A 19,863-nucleotide genomic window follows, 5' to 3' on the forward strand; every position below is an offset into this window, starting at 1 on the left:
TAACAAAAGCACCATCGGCATTATCCCACGCCGCCGCGCTGCGTTATGCTGCGGGAACCTCTCCCTGCATCAGGAATAACCATGAAAAAAATCATACTGGACTGTGACCCGGGGCATGACGACGCCATCGCCCTGTTGCTGGCCTGGGGCAATCCGCAGATCGACCTGCTGGCGGTCACCACCGTGGTGGGTAACCAGACGTTGGACAAAGTGACGCGCAACGCGCTGGCGGTGGCGCGCATCGCCAATATCACCGGCGTACCCTTCGCCGCCGGCTGCCCGCGTCCGCTGGTGCGCAATATCGAAGTGGCGCCCGACATTCACGGCGATTCCGGCCTCGATGGCCCGGTGCTGCCGGAACCCCACCTGCAGCTGGACTCGCGCCATGCGGTAGATCTGATCATCGAGACCGTGATGGCCCATCCACCCGGCAGCGTGACGCTGGTGCCGACCGGCGGCCTGACCAATATCGCCATGGCGGTGCGTAAAGAGCCGCGCATTGCCGAACGGGTCAAGGAAGTGGTGCTGATGGGCGGCGGCTATCATGTGGGCAACTGGAGCGCGGTAGCGGAGTTCAATATCAAAATCGATCCCGAGGCGGCGCACATCGTGTTTAACGAAAAATGGCCGCTGACCATGGTCGGGCTGGATCTCACTCACCAGGCTTTGGCCACGCCGGCAGTCTGCGAGCGCATCGCCGCCCTCGGCACCCGGCCGGCCACCTTCGTCGGCGAACTGCTGGCATTCTTTGGCCGTATGTACCAGCAGGCGCAGGGCTTCAGCGCCCCACCGGTACACGATCCTTGCGCCGTCGCCTACGTAATCGATCCGAGCGTGATGACGGTACGCAAAGCGCCGGTGGATATCGAACTGACCGGCACCCTGACGCTGGGCATGACGGTCGCGGACTTCCGCGCGCCGCCGCCGCCGGACTGCCACACCCAGGTCGCGGTCAAACTGGATCAGGATAAATTCTGGGATCTGGTGGTAGATGCGCTGGAGCGGATTGGCGAAGTGGAGTGAGAGCGGTGCAGCATGAACTAACGCGCTTTTACAAGCGCGTTAGTCCGTCTGGCATCACGGCAACAGGGATAGGCAGACCATCGCTCCGTTATTTCCATAGGCACAGAACAATCTTAAAAAAATTTACTTTAAAAAAACTTAAAAAAAATCATAAGAACAAGAAGAGTCTTAATAAAAATAAAAAAAGACGTGATAAAGAAAATATGAAATAAAATAATGAACGGCGATAAATAAAACCACACCTACCGCACCACCATTGGCAACAACGATTTAACAAGAAAATGCTTACCTCATTGGCTACATCGCCTGCCGACCCAGAAGCTCGCTGTCGCAAACACGGCGTTTCATTACGCACAATAAAACTTCAACGAATTGATTTAAATACAAAAATAAAACAAAATATTAAAAATTGACTGGAGCAAGATGAATTTGAGAAAATGACAACCCTGCTTTTTTCAAACAAATAAGGCACCCTTTGCAGGCAACTGAAATACGGCTTACCTTTTTATATGATTCGCACCACGCTCACAGGGAAAAATTATTTATCGCTTCAACATGAAGCCTTTTCAATTCCCATAAAATATTTTAATCATTGAAGATTCAGCGAATTTAAACACCAAAGTAAAGGATAGGGAATAATTAAAATATGCTTTCAATAAACGCTATCAGGCCTTGGCAGGTTAACCATGGCCGATAAATCTCCCGCTAACGCAGCGACCATTGCCGTGCTGCCCCTGCTGCTGATTTGGATGGCGGTGATTCTGCCGGTCTATCATCCCAACATGGGCGGCGGCGGCCTGGCGCTGCCGCAAAATATTCTGGCCTGGAGCGCTATGGCGCTGACCACGCTGCTCGTGACCGCCACCGTTTGTGTTGGCCGTGCCCGTCTTTCACTTACCCCCACCGCACGGCTGTTGCTGCTCGGCATCGCCGTGCTGGCGTTGCCGCTGCTGTATACCCGCCCCGAGTGGCGCGAAGATGCCCTGTGGCGCTGCGCCGGTTTGCTCGGTGGCTGGCTGTTCTATGTCGCTTGCCTGCAGCTGCGCCTCACCGCCCGGCAGCGCGACCTGTTGCTGTTCGGCCTGCTGTTCGCCGTCGGCGTTCAGGCGCTGTTGGCGGCGCTACAGCTGTTCGCCCCTGCTCTGGCCTGGGTATCTCCTAACGGCAGCCGGGTCTACGGCGTCTTTCAGCAACCGAACGTGCTCGGCAGCTTTATCGCCACCGGGCTGGCTTTGGCGCTCTGGCTGCTGCTTGCCCCCCTCTCTGCGCCGACACAGCGGCGGCAACTCCCGCTGCTCGTGCTGCTGGTCGCTTTCTCCGCTCTGCTGGTGCTGATCCAGTCGCGCGCCGCCTGGCTGGGTGGCACCCTGGCGGCGGCGCTGCTGCTGTGGCGCTTTGCCCGCCAGCGCCCGGCCGCAAGCCGCTGGGCCGTCGGCGCGCTGTTGCTGGGTATCGCCCTTGGCCTGATGGTACTGTTCACCGGCTTTGGCCTGGATGGCCACTCAGGTCTTATCGCACGCGAAGGCTCCAATTATTCACGTCTGACAATGCTGCAAGATACCCTGAGCATGATCCTGGCCAAACCGCTGCTGGGCTGGGGCTACGGCGGCTTTGAATACAGCTTCGCGCACTTCCGCCTACAGGCAATGCCCTGGCGAGAAGTGCTGGAAGTCGCCGGGCATCCGCACAATGAAATCCTGCTGTGGTGGGTTGAGGGCGGCCTGCCAGCGCTGGCGGGTATCGTTATCGTCCTCGTCGCCGGCGCGCTGCTGCTGAAACGCGCCTGGCAACGGGATCGCGAGCAACCGGCCGGTGCCCGCGTCGGCCTGTTCCTGGTGCTGCTGCCGATGCTGATGCACACCCAGTTGGAATACCCTTTCTATCTGTCTACACCGCACTGGCTGGTGTTTCTGCTGTTGCTGGCGCTGCTGGACGGCCAAACCGGCGAGCCGCGCCCGCTGCCGTTCGCTAAAGCCCTGAGCCTGCCGGTGGCGATGGCGGCAGTCGGCGTGTTGGCAATGGCGGTCTTCGCCTGGCAAGGGCGCATGGCGCTCACCCAATCGGAGCGCACCATGCTGGCCACCATCGACAGCATCGAGCAGATGCCGCCGCCGGCCGCCTGGATCTACCGGGAGCGCAAAACCTTCGACAAGCAATCTCACGCGCTGCTGGTCTATAACCAAACGCGTGATGATGCCCTGTTGACCGGCTATCGGCAGTGGGCCAACGCCTATCTGCAGCGCCGCATCGATGCCAACGTCTACGCTACGCTGATCATGATCTTGCGCTATCAGGGGGCTCAGGCGGAAGCCGACGCTCGCCTGCGGGAGGCCGCTTTCCTGTTTGCGCGGGATGCGCGGTTCAGGTAAACCTATGATGGTTGGAATGGCGGGAACCAATTTTATTGCTCCCGCCGTGTCGACTTAAACCCAACGTTTGATAATGATGGATGTATTGATGCCGCCAAACGCGAAGTTATTGCTCTGTAAGTATTCACAATCGATGCGCCGGCTTTCCCCCATAATATAATCCAGCTCACCACACTGCTCATCCGGCTGATGAAGGTTAAGCGTTGGCGCAAACCAGCCTTCGCGCATCATTTGCAAACTCATCCAGGCTTCCAGCGCACCGCAAGCTCCCAGCGTATGGCCAAAATAGCTTTTCAGCGATGAAATCGGCGTTTGGCCGCCGAAAATAGCTGCCGTAGCCTGGCTTTCAGCGATATCCCCTCGGTCAGTGGCGGTGCCATGAGCGGAGATATAGCCGATGTCCCGCACATTCAAGCCAGCTATCTTCAACGCCTGCTCCATGCATATTTGCATCGTTTCACGCTGCGGTTGAGTGATATGCGCCGCATCGCAATTGGTGGCAAAACCTACAATCTCACCGTAGATAGCGGCGCCGCGCGCTTTTGCATGTTCCAACTCTTCCAGGACCAAGGTCCCGGCACCTTCGCCAATCACCAGGCCATCACGCTGTCGATCGAAAGGGGACGGTGTGCTTTTAGGGCTATCGTTACGCTGGCTCGTAGCGAATAGTGTATCGAACACCGCGGCCTCCGAAGGGCAAAGCTCTTCTGCGCCACCCGCAACCATAACCCTCTGATAACCGTGACGAATAGCCTCCCAGGCATAGCCAATCGCCTGGCTCCCGGAGGTGCATGCGCTGGAGGTCGGGATCACTCGGCCGCGCAGGCCGAAAAACAGACCGGTATTAACCGCTGTGGTATGTGGCATCATCTGCACATAGGTGGTACCGGTGATGTTGTTGGTATGTTTTTCAGTGAGCATAGTGGCGAATTCGCTCACGGGGCCTGTGCTTCCCGTCGAAGAGCCGTAGGCGATGCCGGTTTGGCCGTTAGTCAGTACCGGATCGCCAATCAGCCCCGCTTGTTCCAATGCCAGTTCTGTAGCGCGAGTGGAAAGGAGCGAGACTCGCCCCATTGCGCGAATGCGCTTTCGGGTGTAATGCTCAGGCAGGACGAAATCATCGATTGGAGCGCCCAGTAAGGTATGCAATCCATCATAAACCTGCCACTCGGGCATTGTCCGCACCGCATTTTCATATGCCAACAGACGCAAGGAAACATCCTGCCACCGTTCCCCAAAGGCGGTTACGCCGCCCATACCGGTGATGACGACACGACAAGTCATAGCATTCCTCCGTTGATGGAAATGACCTGGCGGGTGACGTAGCCCGCAATATCGGACATTAAATAGCTCGCCAGGCCTGCGACTTCATCCGTCTGGCCCATGCGCTTCATTGGAATGATCGCCATCGCTTCTTTCAATGCGGCATCTTCCATTTCGATCATCCCCGTGTCGATCAAGCCCGGAGCAATGCAGTTCACGGTGATTTTGCGCTTCGCAAGCTCAATGGCCAATGCTTTGGTGGCGCCAATGATCCCCGCTTTAGCGGCGCTATAATTGACCTGACCGCGATTGCCCATCATTCCCGATACCGACGACAACGTAATGATTCGGCCACCTCGGCGCGCGCCGATCATCGGCATGATGCAGGGATGAATGACGTTATAAAAACCATCGAGATTGGTGTGGATCACGCTGTCCCAATCGTTCTCGCTAAGCGCGGGGAACGCACCATCCCGGGCGATGCCTGCATTGCAGACCACACCGTACCAGGCGCCGTGGGCAGCCATATCCTTTTCCAACACCTCACGGCACTGGTCACGTTCACTTACGTCAAAGTTCAGCAGGCGACCTTGCCCCCCAGACTGCTCAATGGCTGCGAGGGTTTCCTGGGCGCCGGCCTGATCTCGGTGATAATGGACGCCGACGATAAAACCATCGGCGGCGAGCTGACGAGCAATCGCGCCCCCAATACCCTTACTAGCCCCGGTGACCAGAACTGAACGACTCATGCGGTCTCTCCCTGATTAAAAAGCGATGTCAACTCTTCTGACGTGGGTTGGAAAGTATTCACACGGCCAGATGCCAGGCACTCTTGCCCTACGGTAATGGTGCAGTCAAAGCTGCCGAAACGTTCGTCCTGCATCAGCAACCTGGCTTGAACATTCAACGTCGCATTGCCGGGTAGATGCCCGGCCGCACAGGTTAACTCACGGGCGCCAAGCACCATACCCAATGAAATTTCATGCAACCCCGTTTGACGGCGATGCCAGCCGGACCAAACCCCCACCGTTTGCGCCATCAACTCCAGCGCAAACCATCCCGGCAGATTGCCCTGAGCATCGATAAAGGGTCCCAACACCCCGTCAAGATGCACACTGACCTGGCAGTGAACATCGTTTTCCGTCACGTTGACGACCTCATCCAGTAACATCATCGGCTCAGCATGAGGCAGATACTCCGACGGCGGCAAATATTCGTTCATACATCTTTCCCCAATAGAATGCTGGCGTTATTTCCGCCAAAGGCGAAAGAATTAGAGAGGATTATCGGTCGAGCCAACGGTTGACTGGTATGCATGATGCCGCAAGCGGGGAGCGCGGGGTCCGCTGGCGAAGCGCTGAAGTCTTGGGCGGGCAAAGGTAAATTGCGCAGTAAAATCAGCGCGCTGATAACCGCCTCCGTGATCCCCGCAGCCCCCAGAGTGTGGCCGGTTAAATGCTTGGTCGAACTGCAGGGTACCTGTTCACCAAACAGCGAATGCACCACGCGGGATTCGATTTGGTCGTTAAGCCGTGTCGCGGTGCCATGCAGATTAATGTAACCCACCTGTTTCGCCTCGATATCCGCTTCTGCCAAGGCTTGTTCAATGGCGCGAATGGCCCCCTCGCCCTGAGGATGCGGTGCTGATATATGCCAAGCGTCGCTGGATTCCCCCGCCCCCAACAGAACCAGAGGCTGAGGCTCGCGGGTCAGCACCATGAGTGCAGCGCCTTCACCGATAGTGATGCCGCAACGGTTTTGGGCGAACGGCTGGCAAAGCTGAGGCGACAGCGACTCAAGGCTGTGAAAACCGTTGATCGGCATTCTGCTCAACGTATCGGCACCGCCAACAATGGCGACGTCGGCAAGTCCCGCTTCTATCAGCCGCCGCCCGCTGATAATGGCTCGGGCGCTGGAGGAACAAGCGGTCGAAAGCGTAAATGCCGGGCCATCGACCCGTAACCAGCGGCTGAGAAATCGCGACGGATCGCCGAGCTCCTGCTGAGGATATTGCCAACGTGGGCTAACTTCGCCGTTGAGCGTCAACTGTACATGCTCATCGCCTTCGTTTAACCCGGAGGTGCTGGTGCCCATCACGACGGCGATCCGATCGCGACCAAACCTGGCGACGGCTTCATCAACCTGGGGCTGGATCTGCTCCAGAGCGGCCAGCAACAGTTGATTATTACGGGAACGATGAGCGGAAAACGACGCAGGGATAACGGGTAACTCTCCCTCAACGCCGCCCAGCACGGCTTCTGGGTACCCCTGTAGCCATCCCAATCTCGGACGCATACCCGGCGCAGAGCCGCGAGCGAGGTTTGCTGCTATCTCATCCAAAGTATTCCCAAGCGCATTAATCATACCGACGGCAGAGATGTAAATCATGTTAGCCACCCAGGTATTGAATGGTGATTTGGTATTTAAAAGCATGTTGTTGAATGCTAATCGGCTCTCGCAGGCCATTACGCTGAAGATAGACGATCTCGGTCACCAGCTTGCCGCTGGCGTTACGCAGCTCGCGCTGATTACCCTTATCGACGATCGTCCAGCCGTTCGGCAGCCGCTCTCGCCAAGTCTCAAGCGGCCAAAGACTGAGCATGACATCAGCCAACACCTGGCTCGCCGGAGGTAATTGAGGAACGATGATAGATTGCTCGGCGTGTAACCCATTCTCATCATAGGTGAGCTTAAACAGTCGAATTCCCACAGAGGAAAGTCCGGCGAGGGTGATTTTATGCGCATCAGCATGCAACATGACCAACAGCGACTGGCTTTTGCCGTTGAAAGTACCGGTCAACAGTTGCTGCTTGTCGATTGCCGGTGACAAACTAGGCGCGGGCAACACCACACGGGTGCCCGGCTCTAACCAGGCCTGTGGAAACGCGTCATTCCCCGGAGCAACCGAATGGCTGCAGCCGGCTATCCCCATCACAACAAGCAACGCGGCGAATCGCCAGAAATTACGTACCATCATCTTTTTTCTCTTTTCTTATTTGGCATCGCCAGTGGTGAAAGTAGCCAGGCGACGAAAATTCCGCTGACCAAAACAATGCCGAAACAGCTGATTGCCTGCGTGTCACTGAACAACAACATGCCAAGCGTTAGCAAGGTCGTCACCATAGCCAGCGTAATGGCCAGCAGCGAAGTCAGCGGCGTACCCTGAGGATTACTGAAAAACAGTGTGTAATTGATGCCAATGCCCAGCACCAGCACTAATGCCAACAGCGAGAATAGGTTCACGCTATACCCGCAAAACGAGAGCACAGCCAATCCGCACCCCAGCGACAACACGGACGGTATCAGACTGACAAGCCCTTTACGCCACCCTTGGCGAACCATCGCGCCACAGGCGATCACAACCAACGCGATACCTAACAACCCCGTTAATACGGCGCGGTAGAGCGCGAAGAGCGAATCAAACGACTGTTTGCGGTCCACCCATGCCACACCGGCCTGCTTGTCCGCCAGCTCTCCCAATTGGTTGTCTGACGTTACGCCATCGACGGGAACCAGCGCCCCACTCTGGCCGTTGGGCAGAGTCAACCACAACAAACGCCAACCTTCACTGGCACTACTTTCAAGCCATGTGGCCACGGAAACCGGCATCGCGTTCAGATCGGGGTGGGCGATATCAAGCCCCGCATTTTTTAGCGCGCGGATCACGGTTGGTGCCGCTTCACGCAGCAGATGTAAATCCTGCTGTTGGCGCGCCAGCGAATTAAGGGGGATCACGCGGAACTGGCTAATCATTCCCTCGCGTTGAGCACGCTCCAGATGAGGCAGGAAAGTTTCCAACCGCTGCAGCGTCTGTTCTGGGGTATTGCCATAGACCACGAACCATTTCTGATCGACGCTTTGCCCGGTCAATCGGCTAATCTGGTTCTCCTGCGCCAGGAGTGAAGACGGCAACGCCTGCAGTTGGGAAATATCATCATTCACGCGCAATGTGGCAATCCCAGCCAATGACAGCAATGCCAAGGCGGTCGGCAACCCTATACGCAACGCTTTATTGCGTCTCCATGCCGCCAACCAACGCAACATCAGCCCCATCGCCGGAACCGGCCGCACCGGCAGACTGCGGCACAACCAGGGATGCCAGAAAAATACGGTCAGACACGATGCGCTAAGTCCGGTGGCGGCAAATACGGCCATCTGGCGAATCCCAGGGAAAGGAGCCAACATCATGATTAGATAGGCCGCCACCGTGGTCAACAATGCCAACAAAAGCGCTTTGCCAACCTTCGTCAGGCTTTGCCAGGGCGACATGACTGCGCCATGCACCATGCGTTCTGTCAGATAGTAGAGCGTATAATCGGCAGAAATCCCGATGATGCTCATGCTCATCACCAGCGTCATCAGATGCAGTTCGCCATACAGCACCAACGTTGCCACCGTCCCCGCCAATGCCCCGACGCTGAGAGAAAGCAGACACAACAGCAACGGTCGCAATGAACGAAAGACCACGATAATTAACAAAATCACGCCCAGGATCGTGGCAACGCCGAGGGTGGAGATATCCCGCTTCGCTTGCTGGCTGGCGTAATCGCTGTAGAACACCGTCCCCCGAGAAAGCAGTTGTGCCTGCGGATAGCGCGCCTTTAGTGACGCTTCCTGTACTGCGAGCTCCGCCACCAAGCGATGGGTCTGTTGCATATCGAAGGAGTCACCCGCCAGCTCCCCATGTAACAAATACCAGTAGTTTTGCTGCTCGTCCTGAGTGACAAGCCAGCCATCCATCAGCCGCAGTCGCTGGCCGTTTTGCGCAAGCGCCAACTGAGAGCCACGCATCAGCATCAATGGATCGTTCTGCAATTCTTTGCCGCTAACGCCGGAAAAAGCGGAATAAAGCTGTGACAGAACCCATTGCGCTTGCGCTTCACCGCCATTTTGCAAACGCATACGGGTGGCGCTATCGATAAGCCCGTTACGGTGCTGCCAGAAAAAGGCTCCCCAGGCTTTCTGGCTTTCGACGTTCATCTTTCCTTTTACTTCAGACAACGTGGGTGACTGTTGAAGTTGCGCCAACCACGTTTCTGCTACTCGCGGATCTGGCTGTTTACCGGGGCTGACCAACCACACCACCTGTTTATCCAGGCGCTGCATAAAGCCTTCATTTAGCGCGAGCGGCGCGGAACCCAGCGCCTGCTTGGGCAGCATCGCCAACACGCTGCTGTTCAAACGTGCGCCCGGCAGCAGCGCCAACAACACAGCAAGCAGCATCAAACATACCAATCCCCATAACAGGGCGTGGCGGCGGGAATTAGTCGGCGGCAAAGCGTTGGCGTTCGTCATCAGTCAGCGTCGCAGGGGTCAGTCGGTGTTGAGAAAGTATGATTTCCGTACGATCGCCTTGTTTATCATTGAGCTGAATAAACTCCAGATAAGTTTCACCAGACAAATCGATTGAGGAGAAAATTTTATCCAATGGCGTGGTTGTCGGCGTCAGGCGAAGAGCCCAACGCCCCTCCCCCTTGTCCTGAAAATCCACGCGGAAATTCTTTTCCAGCGCCTTGCGATCGGCCTGAAAGAGTCCGCGCAACAGATGGTTAAACTGGAACATCTGCGGATTATTTTCGGCGGTAATCGTCTGTTGAGGCTGGTCATTCACCTGTTGAACCATACGAAAATCGTTTAGCATCAGCAGCATGGGGAAAGGACTCTTTTGATCCCACAACAACCCTTGATCGCGGGCAAGCAGCATTTCTCCCTGTGAGCGAAGCGGTTGAGGCATGTCCTTAATCGTACGCGTCTGTGCGAAATGAGCCCGGATCACCGGCTGCCCGGTAAAACGTTGCTGAAGCTCATCCAGCGTGACGGCATGCACCCACGGCGCCAGCAAAAGCAGGCATAAAGACAAAAGTCTCATGGCGCCACCCCCATGCGTTCAAACAAAATATCTGGACTCACGAAGCACATTTCACGGCTTTTCTCTTCTACCGCAACCTGAATGGTGTAACCCGTTGTGGTCCGTTTCGCAGTCAAGACATCGAATATCTGGTAAGCGATGCGCAAACGGTTTTCATACTCTTCCAACTGCGCGCGAACGCGGATGCGCTGCTCAAATGTCAGCACATCGCGGTATTTCACCCGAGTATCGACAACCGGCCAAACATACCCGGACGCCTGCATTTGCCGGTAACCGTAATCAAACTGGTTCAGCAGCGCCTCACGGGCGATCTCAAAATAACGAAAATAGTTGCCGTGCCACACCACTCCCATCATGTCGACATCATGAAACGGGATGGTAAGTTCAACGTCAGCCGTAAAGCGAGGGTCATTCAGCACCCATTACTCCTTATCGGCGGTGTCAGGCAGCCGCCAAAAATCGAAAAAGTTAAACCAGTCCAACGGGGACATCAGCGCGAAATATTCAAGACGGGCAGCATAGCGGTCTATAGCCACCTGAAGGGCCTGTTGACGTTCAGCGCGCGGTAATGGCAGCGGATCGGCGAAAGCCTCACAATGTATGTGCAGTTTTCCCTCCCGTTGCAAAGCAAAAATCAACAACACTGGGCAACGCAGCAATGCGGCTAGAATAAACGGCCCTTGCGGGAAAGGCGCCGGCTGCCCCATAAACGAACTCCAGCTGACGCGCCAATCGCCACCGCGCTGCGGATTTACCGCAATGCGATCGCCAACGATAGCCACCCACTCGCCGCGATCCAATTTATCCTTCAGCAACATTGCCGTTTCAGGGCCAATGTCATTCACCGGGAGCAGGTTTATTCCCGCCTGCGGTGCCATTTCTTCCATCACCTGTTTAAAGCGTTGGGCGTTTTCGCTGAAGACCAGGGCGTTCACCACTTTCCCACCTTGCCGCTGCGCCAGCGCCCGACACGCCTCCACATCCCCCAGGTGTGAAGCCAATAACAGCTTGCCCTGCGTACTGCCGCTGTTGAGTGCCTCTTCCGCCCCCGGAGCAAAAACGATATCTCGCCCCAATTTCAGCTCTCCCCGCCAACCGGCGACCTTATCCAACATGGCGTGCCCAAATCGCAAAAAGTGGCGGTAGCTATTCAGATGCGGGGGAATTGCCTGCCGCCGCAAAACAAGCTGCTGACGTACGCGCGCAATCCACTGCCGGGATGCCCGTCTCGGCGCCGCCGCGCTCAGCCAGTAGACGCCAACTACCGGCCACAGCAAAAGCGAAAATGCGCGGCGACCGAGCAACCGCCACACCGCTAACATGAAGCGCATGCCCCACATTCCTTTCACTTCCGCTTGTTTCGCCCAATGCGCATTTGTGCTGCGACACAGCAGAGAAGGAATACGCGGCAACATGCCGAAAAATAACCGGGCGTGCATTATCGAGATACGAACGTTGTCCTTCAACGTATCGAAATGCGATACCCCGTCCAGGGGATAAGTCACTCGCGTCGGGACGAAATAGCTGGTGTTACCCTGCCAATAAAGGCGCACCATCACCTCCGTATCGAAATCCATCCGCCTCCCCAGTGAAACGCGCCCGGCGAGCCGCAAAGTCGGGGCTAACGGGTAAACGCGAAAGCCGCACATACTGTCTTTCAACTGCAGAGAAAGCGTTTCAATCCATACCCAAACATGCGTCACCCAACGTCCGTAGAGGCGCGATCGCGGCACGGAATCATCGTATATCGGCAACCCGGAAATCAGCGCTTCCGGATACCGTTCGCTGAGCGCTAACAGTGCAGGGATGTCTTCAATCGCATGTTGCCCATCGGCATCGACCTGCACCGCATGGGTAAAACCAGCGCATGCTGCCGCCTCCAAACCGCGAATAACGGCCACGCCCTTACCCGCGTTGACATCCTGACGAACCAAAATCACACGTTCGTATTGCTCAGCCAGAGCATCAAGCTCACGCCGCGTAGTGGCATCGCTGCCGTCATCGACGATAATGCAGGGCAAGGCCAAGGGCTCAAGACGCGATAGTACGCGCGCCATCATCGCGCCGTGGTTGTAGCAGGGGATCACGACGCAGGGCAAATAACTCAACGACATAACCGGATTTTCCCGCTGCTGGCGGTATGAAGGGTTGCGCCATCATGCCGCAGGTAAGCGAAAGTAAGGCTGCTACGCTCCTCATGCCAATTGAGCCTCAGCGTTACTCGATTTTTCGGCAACAACGGCGCCTGAAATTTGACGTTCTGAATACTGTGGAAGTGAAAACCCGGCGCGAGCAGCATCGCGGAAAAATGCATGACCCAGTCGAGTTGCGCTACGCCCGGTAACAGCGGCTGCACGGCGAAATGCCCTTTGAACCAGAACATTTCCGGCTCAAGAGAAAAGGTGATCTCGGCTTGACCAGGCTGCGGCTGGTAGCATTCGATTTTATGGGGCGTCATTGAAAAACTCCTGTAATTGCGTATCAACGCGCTTATTCATGCTGTTTACCGGGATTTCATCAACCACCCGCCAATAACGAGGAATAGCCACCGGCTCAAGCCACGGCAACAGTGCACGACGCCACGACAACTCCAACGCGTTGCCATGCTTTTCTCGCCAGGCATCCTGCCGCTCACGATCTAATACCAGCAATGCACCGATACCTTGGCGTCCTCGACGAAAAATCGGCACCGCCGCCGCATCCTGAATGCCGTCCAGCGCTATCAGCCGACGTTCTACTTCACTCAGTGAGATGCGTTTCTCTTCAATTTTCACCACTCGTCCACGGCGCCCATGCAAACGGAAACGACCATGCTGGATAAACTGCAGCTCATCATCCAATAATTGCCCGTCAGGTTGCGCAATCAACGGTGATACGGCGCGGAAGGCATCGCCCTCTGCCGTGAGCGTCACCCCCGGAAAAAGTTGCCACGGAATGTCATCTTGTTCGCGGTAGCGCCAGGCAAGAATGCCGGTTTCAGTACTGCCGTAAATTTCATCCGGCCAGACGCCGAGCCACGCTTGCGTCGCCATAACGTCTTTCCATGGCAACATGCCGCCTGCGGAGAAAATCATGCTGACCGATGGCGCAGCCAACCGGGGATCGAGTCGTTTGAGGAAAGCAGGACTGCTGACAAACAGATAGCGATATGAACGATCAAAAGCAACCAACTGTTCGACGTAATGAAGCATTGCCGCATGCAGAGGCAATCCCTGCGACATAGGCAAGAAAATGCTAAACGTGAGGCCATAGAGATGCAGGGGAGCCACCGATGCCACCACACGACAACCGTCCAACTGCCCAGAAAAGCGGGTCGCTAATAGCCTGGCTTCATCATCCAGAACCGCGATCCGCTTAACGACTCTTTTGGGTTGCCCGGTGGATCCGGAAGTAAACAGTTCGATGCTGGCGTCATCGGTGAGCGCCGGCAGACAGATCTTCGTCGGCGCCGGTTTTTGGGCTGATTCCACAACGAGCAGCGCCCCACTCCAGCACAGTTCGGCATCACTTAACACGCCGTTAAACAGCGACTGTTGCTCTTCAAGCAGTGAGACCCGGCGATGCCCTGGGATCACCGGTGTTTTGCCGGCGTACAAGACAGCCAACAACGCCACAATTAACAGGTAGCTGTTTTCAAAGCACAGCGCCCAGCGTTCGGCTTCTTGCTGACGCAAGCGATCGAGCAATATCGATACGTCATAGCGCAATTGACCGAGTGTCCAGGTCTGTTCGCCAAGCCAAGCAATGGGCGTCTCATCGGGGCGCGATGCACTTAACCATTGCGACAGTGAAAGAGGGGGAGTCATCGCACATCTCGCCGTATTATGCGACGACGCACCAACCATTCGCCGGCCATCAGCGCGCCTATCAGCAGATAAGCAATCATGCCGTTCCACATTGTCCAAAGCGCCATATCTCCATGCAAGGCGGTTAAGAAGGCCATGGAGCCGTTGAACACGAAGAAGATGCACCAGACCTGGGTAACACGACGCGTATAACGAACGCCTTCAGGGGGCAACTGCGGATCGCGCAGCCGAGCCAAACGCTCGACCAACGGCATATCACTCCGCAGCGAACCGCCAAAGCCAAACAGCATCACCACATTGACAATGACCGGCCACCACAGCAGCAGCTGATGAGCGCGTAACAGCGCGCTGGTAACGCATAACGCAATCCCCGCCAATGCCACACTCTGCATAATGCGATGCATCGGCCCGGCTTTTCGCCGCAGCTGACGTAAGCGTAGAAACAGCATCAGCGCCATCGATGGCAGCAGCCAATGCAGGCCTCCATGCAGCAGGCCAAACCAAACCAAAAACGGCCAAGCTAACACGATTAGCGCCATCATGACCTGAAGTACCGACAACCTTTTCCCTTGCACGATGGATCAGACTTCTCGCAGCAAACGTTCTACCGCTTCGACGACATCTTGAACGGTTCGCACAGCTTTAAACTCTTCCGGTTTGATCTTCCTGCCGGTTTTCTTTTGCAATTGCACAATCATGTCGACCGCATCGATGCTGTCGAGCTCAAGATCTTCATACAAGCGGGCTTCAGGCGTAATCGACGCGGGATCAATTTCAAAGAGTTTGATCAGAAGCGCGGAGACTTCTTCATAAATAGCGTGTTGTTCTGTCATGGCGGACTCTTTCTCAGGCTCGTTGCGAATGAATAAAAGAAGCCAGCGTTGCTACAGAGTAAAAGTGCTGGCGCATTTCTTCACTTTCGGCGGAAAGCACGATGCCGTACTTATTTTTTACCGCCAGCCCGAGTTCAAGCGCATCGATTGAGTCCAGACCTAATCCTTCCCCGAACAGAGCCGCCTGCGTTTCAATATCATCCGCCGTCAGCTCCTCCAAATTCAACGTATCAATAATGAGATTTTTAATTTCTAGGTAAAGCGCTTGCATCATTAAGTCCCGAAAAAGGTGTTTCAACGAATTGTAATTGTTGCGAAAGGTGCCGGTTCAGCTGCCTGGCCGCCAATGCCGGCTCTGGTGTTTTGCCATCATAAAAATGATCGATCGGCACTCGACCGCGTACTTTGATCTCAAAGAGCGGCTTTGTAAGGGGGACATCGTACCATTTGCTCTGTTTATCCAATAAATGCTCACTGCAGCAAATCGCCACAATACGCAGATCGCGGCGGCAGCGGACGGCAATATTGGCCGCCCCGCGCTGCAGAGACATCTTTTTCCCCGGCTCGGTACGCGTGCCCTCAGGAAAAATTAAAATGGTGTCTCCGCGCCCCAATCTTTCCTGACACTGTGGCAATAAAGTCTCAGCCTGACTGTTAACCAGATAATCCGCTGCACGAATCACCCCGCTGACAAACGGATTTCTCAGTAATGCGCTTTTCACCAGGCAATCCGTTTCCGGCATCACGGAAGCCAGCAGCACATAATCAATCAACGTAGGATGATTCGCCACCACCAGACAGCCGCGTTCATTACGCAGGCAATCGGCGCCATGGATACGGTAATCCAATACGCCAATGCTCCTCGCTACCGTTAAGAACAATCGAAAACTGGCTGAAATACTGCGCCGCGCTATGCGGCAGCGCTTATTGTCATCACGTATAACAAGCAAGAGCAAATTAAACCAGGTCAGGGAAAGCAGCAGCCCACCGAGCCCAAATAATGCGAAGCAAAACCCGGTCATGACCAAGCGCCAGATACGGTTTAATCCGGTTACAGCGTTCATTTCATGAGACTCCAACGCCACTGCAGCCGTTCTCCGTCAATCGTAAAGTGGGGCGTCTGCGCGAGATAGTGCCTTAAGAACTGCAAGCTTTGCGGCAAAGACACTTCATTGCCTGCATAATCACTCTCCGTGGAGCATTGCAGCATATCCCCCGGCTCAAACAACAGCGCCACGGCATACGCCCAGGTGGGCATTTGCGCAGGAAGCCCCGGATGGTAAAACGCTGGGATCACACCATCAAAATCCACCATCAATACACGTTGATGGCCGGCCTGCAGCAAGCAAACCACTTCACAAAGCCCTTGCTGGAACGTATCCATGCCGGCGGAAAGCGAAGAGGATACGATCGGTTGCTTGGCAACGATCGTCAGATTTCCAACCGCGGAGTTATGAACCGACATGGTAAAGTCCGTCGGTGAAACAGCCTGGCCGGTCGCCAATGCATGAAGGATACGGTAGTTACGCTCCAGTTCCCCGTGACGGCTGGTATAAAGCACGGCGTCAACGGCATGACGACGCAGCAAAGAGAGCCCGCAATCAACCGCCAGCTTACTGCCGGAGCTCAAGCGACGGGCGACCATCATCGGCAATTCATCAGGCAACGCCTGAGGCGCGCTCGGATCAATGGCATCAGGTTGGCGCGCCCATGCAAGCCACTGGGTCGCTGCGCTCAGACCCGGTGCTCGAGCCTGCCAGTCGACTATGTTCAAGGCAAATTTCATTAACGCAAATCCGTGGTGTATCCGTAATCTCTGGCACAATGCGCCAAATTGACGCCTCTTTTTAAGTCAAATTTTCTTGCATATGAGTAAGGTATGACCAACACCGAGATGATCGACGCGCTTTTCAACCTCAAATCCTGCCGTTTCCAAGTAGCGATAAAATTTCTCTACGCTGTAAAAACGGCTATTGCCGTTAGCCATGCAGGTAAAATAAAGCGACGTGGCGTTCAGGCTGAATGAGGCCGCCTCAAATTTTTGCGCATCCCAGAACAGCTCCATAACACACAACCGAGCACCAGGTTTCATCACCTTGGCGATACGCTCCAACATGCCAATTATCTGCTGCGGAGCGAAGCAGTCGAGGAACTGGCTCATCCACCAGATATCCGCTTCGCCAGGCAATGTGGCATCTTTGAGCATATCAACCGCATGAAAGCCAATGCGGTGAGAAAAACCGGCATTTTCGACATTTTGGCGGGCAAGTGCAATTTGTTGCGGTAAATCCAGTATCGTAATCGTGACATCGTCATCGTATTGGCAGCAACGCAGCGCCCATTTTCCCGTATTTCCTCCGACATCGTACAGGCTTAGAGGTTGGCCGGCGAAAATATGCGGCAACGCAGCATGAAAGGCCGCATCAGAGTAGTAATGATCGAATGCAAACCAACTTTCACGAGCTGGAGATGGTAACTGGGACAGCACAGGATAGATAGTTTCCGTGTCACTGAACACCTGGAGACCCGCAGGTTTGGACTCCTTTAGCGCTTGCGTCAGAAAGAACAACCCCTGATAACAGACATCCTGTGTGAAATCCATATTCACACGGGTCATCGTGTCATGCAGCAGGAAGTGCCCCACTTTTGTGAGGCGGTAGCGCTCGTCGCGGCAGGTAATGATGCGACCACTCAACCCCATATCCAACAGCACGCTGGTGGCATAATCATTCAGACTGCTATTAGCAACGATTTCATCCAGAAACGCGCCTTGTTCACCTTGCTTATCCAGATAGGCCAACACCCCCCCATTGCGCAAACAAAGCGCCGTTTGAAACAGCATGGGAGCAAAAGCAATGCGTTGCGCTTCAGTTATGGCATCAAGCGCATTAAAGGTGTCTTGTTCATACATAACGATGATAAGCGTCCTGTGCTAAAAATATTTATCGGGCCATACTTGGCCCGACTAAAAAGATATTACTGCACTGCATTCGTGGCGAGGTTAACCTGAATATCTTTATCCAGATTGCGTACCCAACGATTATAGTTTTTATGAATCTTACCTTGAGAAGCAAGCAAATTCTGGCTGCTGTCATAATCGATAGAATAAGCCGTTGCCGAGTAGGTAATACGCACCTCTGCACTGTGATTGCGGTTTTGCTGACGCGCCTTGATGACACTCGGCCCTGCATCATTCATGATCCATTGGCGCTGGGCGCCCGCCTTAAGGATTGCGCTTCTGACTTGAGCTTCACTATGCCCGGCACTAACTGTCGAATGAACATTATCAACCGGCGCTGTGCGCGCACATCCCACTAAGGCCCCTGCCACGGAAAATGCGATTAACAACTTGGAAACCCTTTTCATACAACCTCCATATTAAAGTAATTTTGATAACTTTCATCAATGGATAAATGAATACCTGCAACAATACAGTCAAATGAAACCACAGTTTATTTATTAACCGGCACCTTACGGTATTTTTAAATTAAAATCATCAGCCACTCACAGGCTGAATGAAATCAATATAAAAACAGTGAAAGACTCGTAAATCAATGAACTATCGGACAGATTGAATTTGTAACCATCCAATATTCATTGAAGCTATCGGTGATTATATCGATTAAATTAACACCATCAAAATGCTTATTCATGACCATCAGTTCCGGCCATTTAAAGTACTCCAAACAATACCCTTACTCAAGAAAAATGTAACTAAATTATACCAAATCCCTGGCTCTCATTGCCAAGCATGACTGGCGAAAGGGGGAACTGCAGAGGTAATGACTGATACACCTGCACAGGCCGGCTAATCAGTATCGTGTAGCGAGAAATGCTTGAGATTAACGCGGCAAAATCGCGCATGTTTTATCCAGCAGCGATTCTACCGAGGCGCGGTTGCCAACGTCCCAGCCACGCTTCGAGGCCAGCAAGATAAACCCCCGTTGGCCGGCAAACGTGGTCGGAACGATGGCCACGCCATACTCCGCCAGCTGCTGCGGCGACAGATGAAAATAATCCGCAAGATCCTTAATCGGGTAGATGCCCATCGCGGTCGGTTGCATCACGCGGCGGGCATAGTAGGTGTGGCGCAACAGTTTATCCGGCAAAGGCCGCCATTGTTCCTGAATATAGGGGCGTTCCGCCTGCAATTGGCGCCGTACATCTTCGCGCAGGCAGGTCAGATGAATATGCAATTGGTTCTGGCTGCGGCCATAAGCGGAGTTGATCGCCATGCCCAGCCTGTCGTCCGGCACCGGCCCGCCATACTCGGCGGCCAGCCGGTAACGCATCAGCCATGCATAGCCAAAATAGTCCGTCCGTTCCCCGGCCAGCAGCAGCGGGCTTTCAATACCGGAAAGCGGCGCCGTCGGCACCAGAATGAAGTGGTAGGGATAACGCGGGTTTTGCAGCACGCTGAAACCCTGCGCTTTCCCCTGCGGCATATAAATCTGCTCACACGGAGCCGGATCGCGCTTTTGCTGATAGTTGGCCATGCAGAGCTTATCGACCACGCCCCACAGCGCATCGGAACGGGCACAGCCCGTCAGGGACAAAACGCCCAGCAACAGCAACCAATGCTGGGTAGACACACCAAAGCACGCCATCGTCATCTTTCTCGGCATCATCGCCGCACAGCACTCTTTGCGCGGGCGAGAAAAAACTCAAAATGGGGAATGAACAAGGGGCCGGTGCATGGC

21 protein-coding genes are annotated in these 19,863 nt (G+C 54.9%); 2 read left to right on the forward strand and 19 right to left on the reverse strand.

Annotation, left to right across the window (positions count from 1 at the left end; translation table 11 throughout):
* Nucleotides 1-81: 81 nt before the first annotated feature.
* Both uriH and QDT79_RS01760 read left to right on the forward strand, forming a co-directional pair.
* Nucleotides 82-1,023 carry a uridine-preferring nucleoside hydrolase UriH gene (gene uriH, locus QDT79_RS01755; protein ID WP_063988580.1) on the forward strand — a complete coding sequence of 314 codons (942 nt, stop codon included), beginning with the start codon at nt 82-84 and terminating at the stop codon, nt 1,021-1,023.
* 686 nt (nt 1,024-1,709) lie between these two features.
* Complete coding sequence (locus tag QDT79_RS01760; RefSeq protein ID WP_308316144.1) at nt 1,710-3,392, forward strand: PglL family O-oligosaccharyltransferase; 1,683 nt, start codon at nt 1,710-1,712, stop codon at nt 3,390-3,392.
* A gap of 54 nt (nt 3,393-3,446) precedes the next feature.
* On the opposite strand, the gene QDT79_RS01765 is transcribed toward QDT79_RS01760, so the two are convergent.
* The 19 genes from QDT79_RS01765 to QDT79_RS01855 form a co-directional block, all read right to left on the reverse strand.
* Nucleotides 3,447-4,676: a beta-ketoacyl-ACP synthase gene (locus QDT79_RS01765; RefSeq protein ID WP_063988578.1), complete on the reverse strand. Its 1,230-nt coding sequence runs from the start codon at nt 4,674-4,676 to the stop codon at nt 3,447-3,449.
* The gene (locus QDT79_RS01770) at nt 4,673-5,404 is read right to left on the reverse strand and encodes a 3-ketoacyl-ACP reductase FabG2 (protein WP_130017716.1); all 732 of its coding nucleotides are present in this window, start codon (nt 5,402-5,404) and stop codon (nt 4,673-4,675) included. Before QDT79_RS01770 ends, QDT79_RS01765 begins: the two co-directional genes overlap by 4 nt.
* Nucleotides 5,401-5,877, reverse strand: a complete 477-nt coding sequence (locus QDT79_RS01775; RefSeq protein WP_063988576.1) for a hotdog family protein — start codon at nt 5,875-5,877, stop codon at nt 5,401-5,403. The genes QDT79_RS01770 and QDT79_RS01775 overlap by 4 nt, the downstream gene beginning before the upstream one ends.
* Nucleotides 5,874-7,043, reverse strand: a complete 1,170-nt coding sequence (locus QDT79_RS01780; RefSeq protein WP_308316145.1) for a beta-ketoacyl-[acyl-carrier-protein] synthase family protein — start codon at nt 7,041-7,043, stop codon at nt 5,874-5,876. The genes QDT79_RS01775 and QDT79_RS01780 overlap by 4 nt, the downstream gene beginning before the upstream one ends.
* Nucleotide 7,044: 1 nt before the next feature.
* Complete coding sequence (locus QDT79_RS01785; protein ID WP_308316146.1) at nt 7,045-7,632, reverse strand: DUF3261 domain-containing protein; 588 nt, start codon at nt 7,630-7,632, stop codon at nt 7,045-7,047.
* A complete protein-coding gene (locus QDT79_RS01790; RefSeq protein ID WP_308316147.1) occupies nt 7,629-9,950 on the reverse strand; it encodes an MMPL family transporter in 2,322 nt (773 codons plus the stop codon). The genes QDT79_RS01785 and QDT79_RS01790 overlap by 4 nt, the downstream gene beginning before the upstream one ends.
* Nucleotides 9,919-10,524: an outer membrane lipoprotein carrier protein LolA gene (locus QDT79_RS01795; RefSeq protein WP_308316148.1), complete on the reverse strand. Its 606-nt coding sequence runs from the start codon at nt 10,522-10,524 to the stop codon at nt 9,919-9,921. Before QDT79_RS01795 ends, QDT79_RS01790 begins: the two co-directional genes overlap by 32 nt.
* Nucleotides 10,521-10,943, reverse strand: coding sequence for an acyl-CoA thioesterase (locus QDT79_RS01800; protein WP_025304404.1), 423 nt, complete (start codon nt 10,941-10,943; stop codon nt 10,521-10,523). The genes QDT79_RS01795 and QDT79_RS01800 overlap by 4 nt, the downstream gene beginning before the upstream one ends.
* A gap of 3 nt (nt 10,944-10,946) precedes the next feature.
* Complete coding sequence (locus QDT79_RS01805; protein ID WP_107227097.1) at nt 10,947-12,638, reverse strand: glycosyltransferase family 2 protein; 1,692 nt, start codon at nt 12,636-12,638, stop codon at nt 10,947-10,949.
* Nucleotides 12,629-12,982, reverse strand: a complete 354-nt coding sequence (locus QDT79_RS01810) for an ApeI family dehydratase (RefSeq protein ID WP_308316149.1) — start codon at nt 12,980-12,982, stop codon at nt 12,629-12,631. The genes QDT79_RS01805 and QDT79_RS01810 overlap by 10 nt, the downstream gene beginning before the upstream one ends.
* A complete protein-coding gene (locus tag QDT79_RS01815) occupies nt 12,969-14,330 on the reverse strand; it encodes an AMP-binding protein (protein ID WP_308316150.1) in 1,362 nt (453 codons plus the stop codon). The genes QDT79_RS01810 and QDT79_RS01815 overlap by 14 nt, the downstream gene beginning before the upstream one ends.
* Nucleotides 14,327-14,905 (reverse strand): COG4648 family protein, encoded by a 579-nt coding sequence (locus tag QDT79_RS01820; protein WP_063988568.1) that lies wholly within the window; start codon nt 14,903-14,905, stop codon nt 14,327-14,329. The genes QDT79_RS01815 and QDT79_RS01820 overlap by 4 nt, the downstream gene beginning before the upstream one ends.
* A gap of 6 nt (nt 14,906-14,911) precedes the next feature.
* Nucleotides 14,912-15,163 (reverse strand): acyl carrier protein, encoded by a 252-nt coding sequence (locus QDT79_RS01825; protein WP_063988567.1) that lies wholly within the window; start codon nt 15,161-15,163, stop codon nt 14,912-14,914.
* A gap of 13 nt (nt 15,164-15,176) precedes the next feature.
* Entirely contained in the window at nt 15,177-15,434 is a 258-nt protein-coding gene (locus tag QDT79_RS01830; protein ID WP_049204340.1) for a phosphopantetheine-binding protein, read from the reverse strand.
* Entirely contained in the window at nt 15,409-16,248 is an 840-nt protein-coding gene (locus tag QDT79_RS01835; protein WP_074181137.1) for a lysophospholipid acyltransferase family protein, read from the reverse strand. The genes QDT79_RS01830 and QDT79_RS01835 overlap by 26 nt, the downstream gene beginning before the upstream one ends.
* Complete coding sequence (locus QDT79_RS01840) at nt 16,224-16,949, reverse strand: beta-ketoacyl synthase chain length factor (protein WP_063988565.1); 726 nt, start codon at nt 16,947-16,949, stop codon at nt 16,224-16,226. The genes QDT79_RS01835 and QDT79_RS01840 overlap by 25 nt, the downstream gene beginning before the upstream one ends.
* 66 nt (nt 16,950-17,015) lie before the next feature.
* Nucleotides 17,016-18,074, reverse strand: coding sequence for a methyltransferase (locus QDT79_RS01845; RefSeq protein WP_107227099.1), 1,059 nt, complete (start codon nt 18,072-18,074; stop codon nt 17,016-17,018).
* A gap of 65 nt (nt 18,075-18,139) precedes the next feature.
* Nucleotides 18,140-18,529, reverse strand: coding sequence for a hypothetical protein (locus QDT79_RS01850; protein WP_063988563.1), 390 nt, complete (start codon nt 18,527-18,529; stop codon nt 18,140-18,142).
* 476 nt (nt 18,530-19,005) lie between these two features.
* Complete coding sequence (locus QDT79_RS01855) at nt 19,006-19,770, reverse strand: CDP-diacylglycerol pyrophosphatase (protein ID WP_373275476.1); 765 nt, start codon at nt 19,768-19,770, stop codon at nt 19,006-19,008.
* Between the last annotated feature and the right edge of the window lie 93 nt (nt 19,771-19,863).

This window comes from Serratia marcescens (assembly GCF_029846115.1).
Taxonomy (GTDB): domain Bacteria; phylum Pseudomonadota; class Gammaproteobacteria; order Enterobacterales; family Enterobacteriaceae; genus Serratia; species Serratia marcescens_L.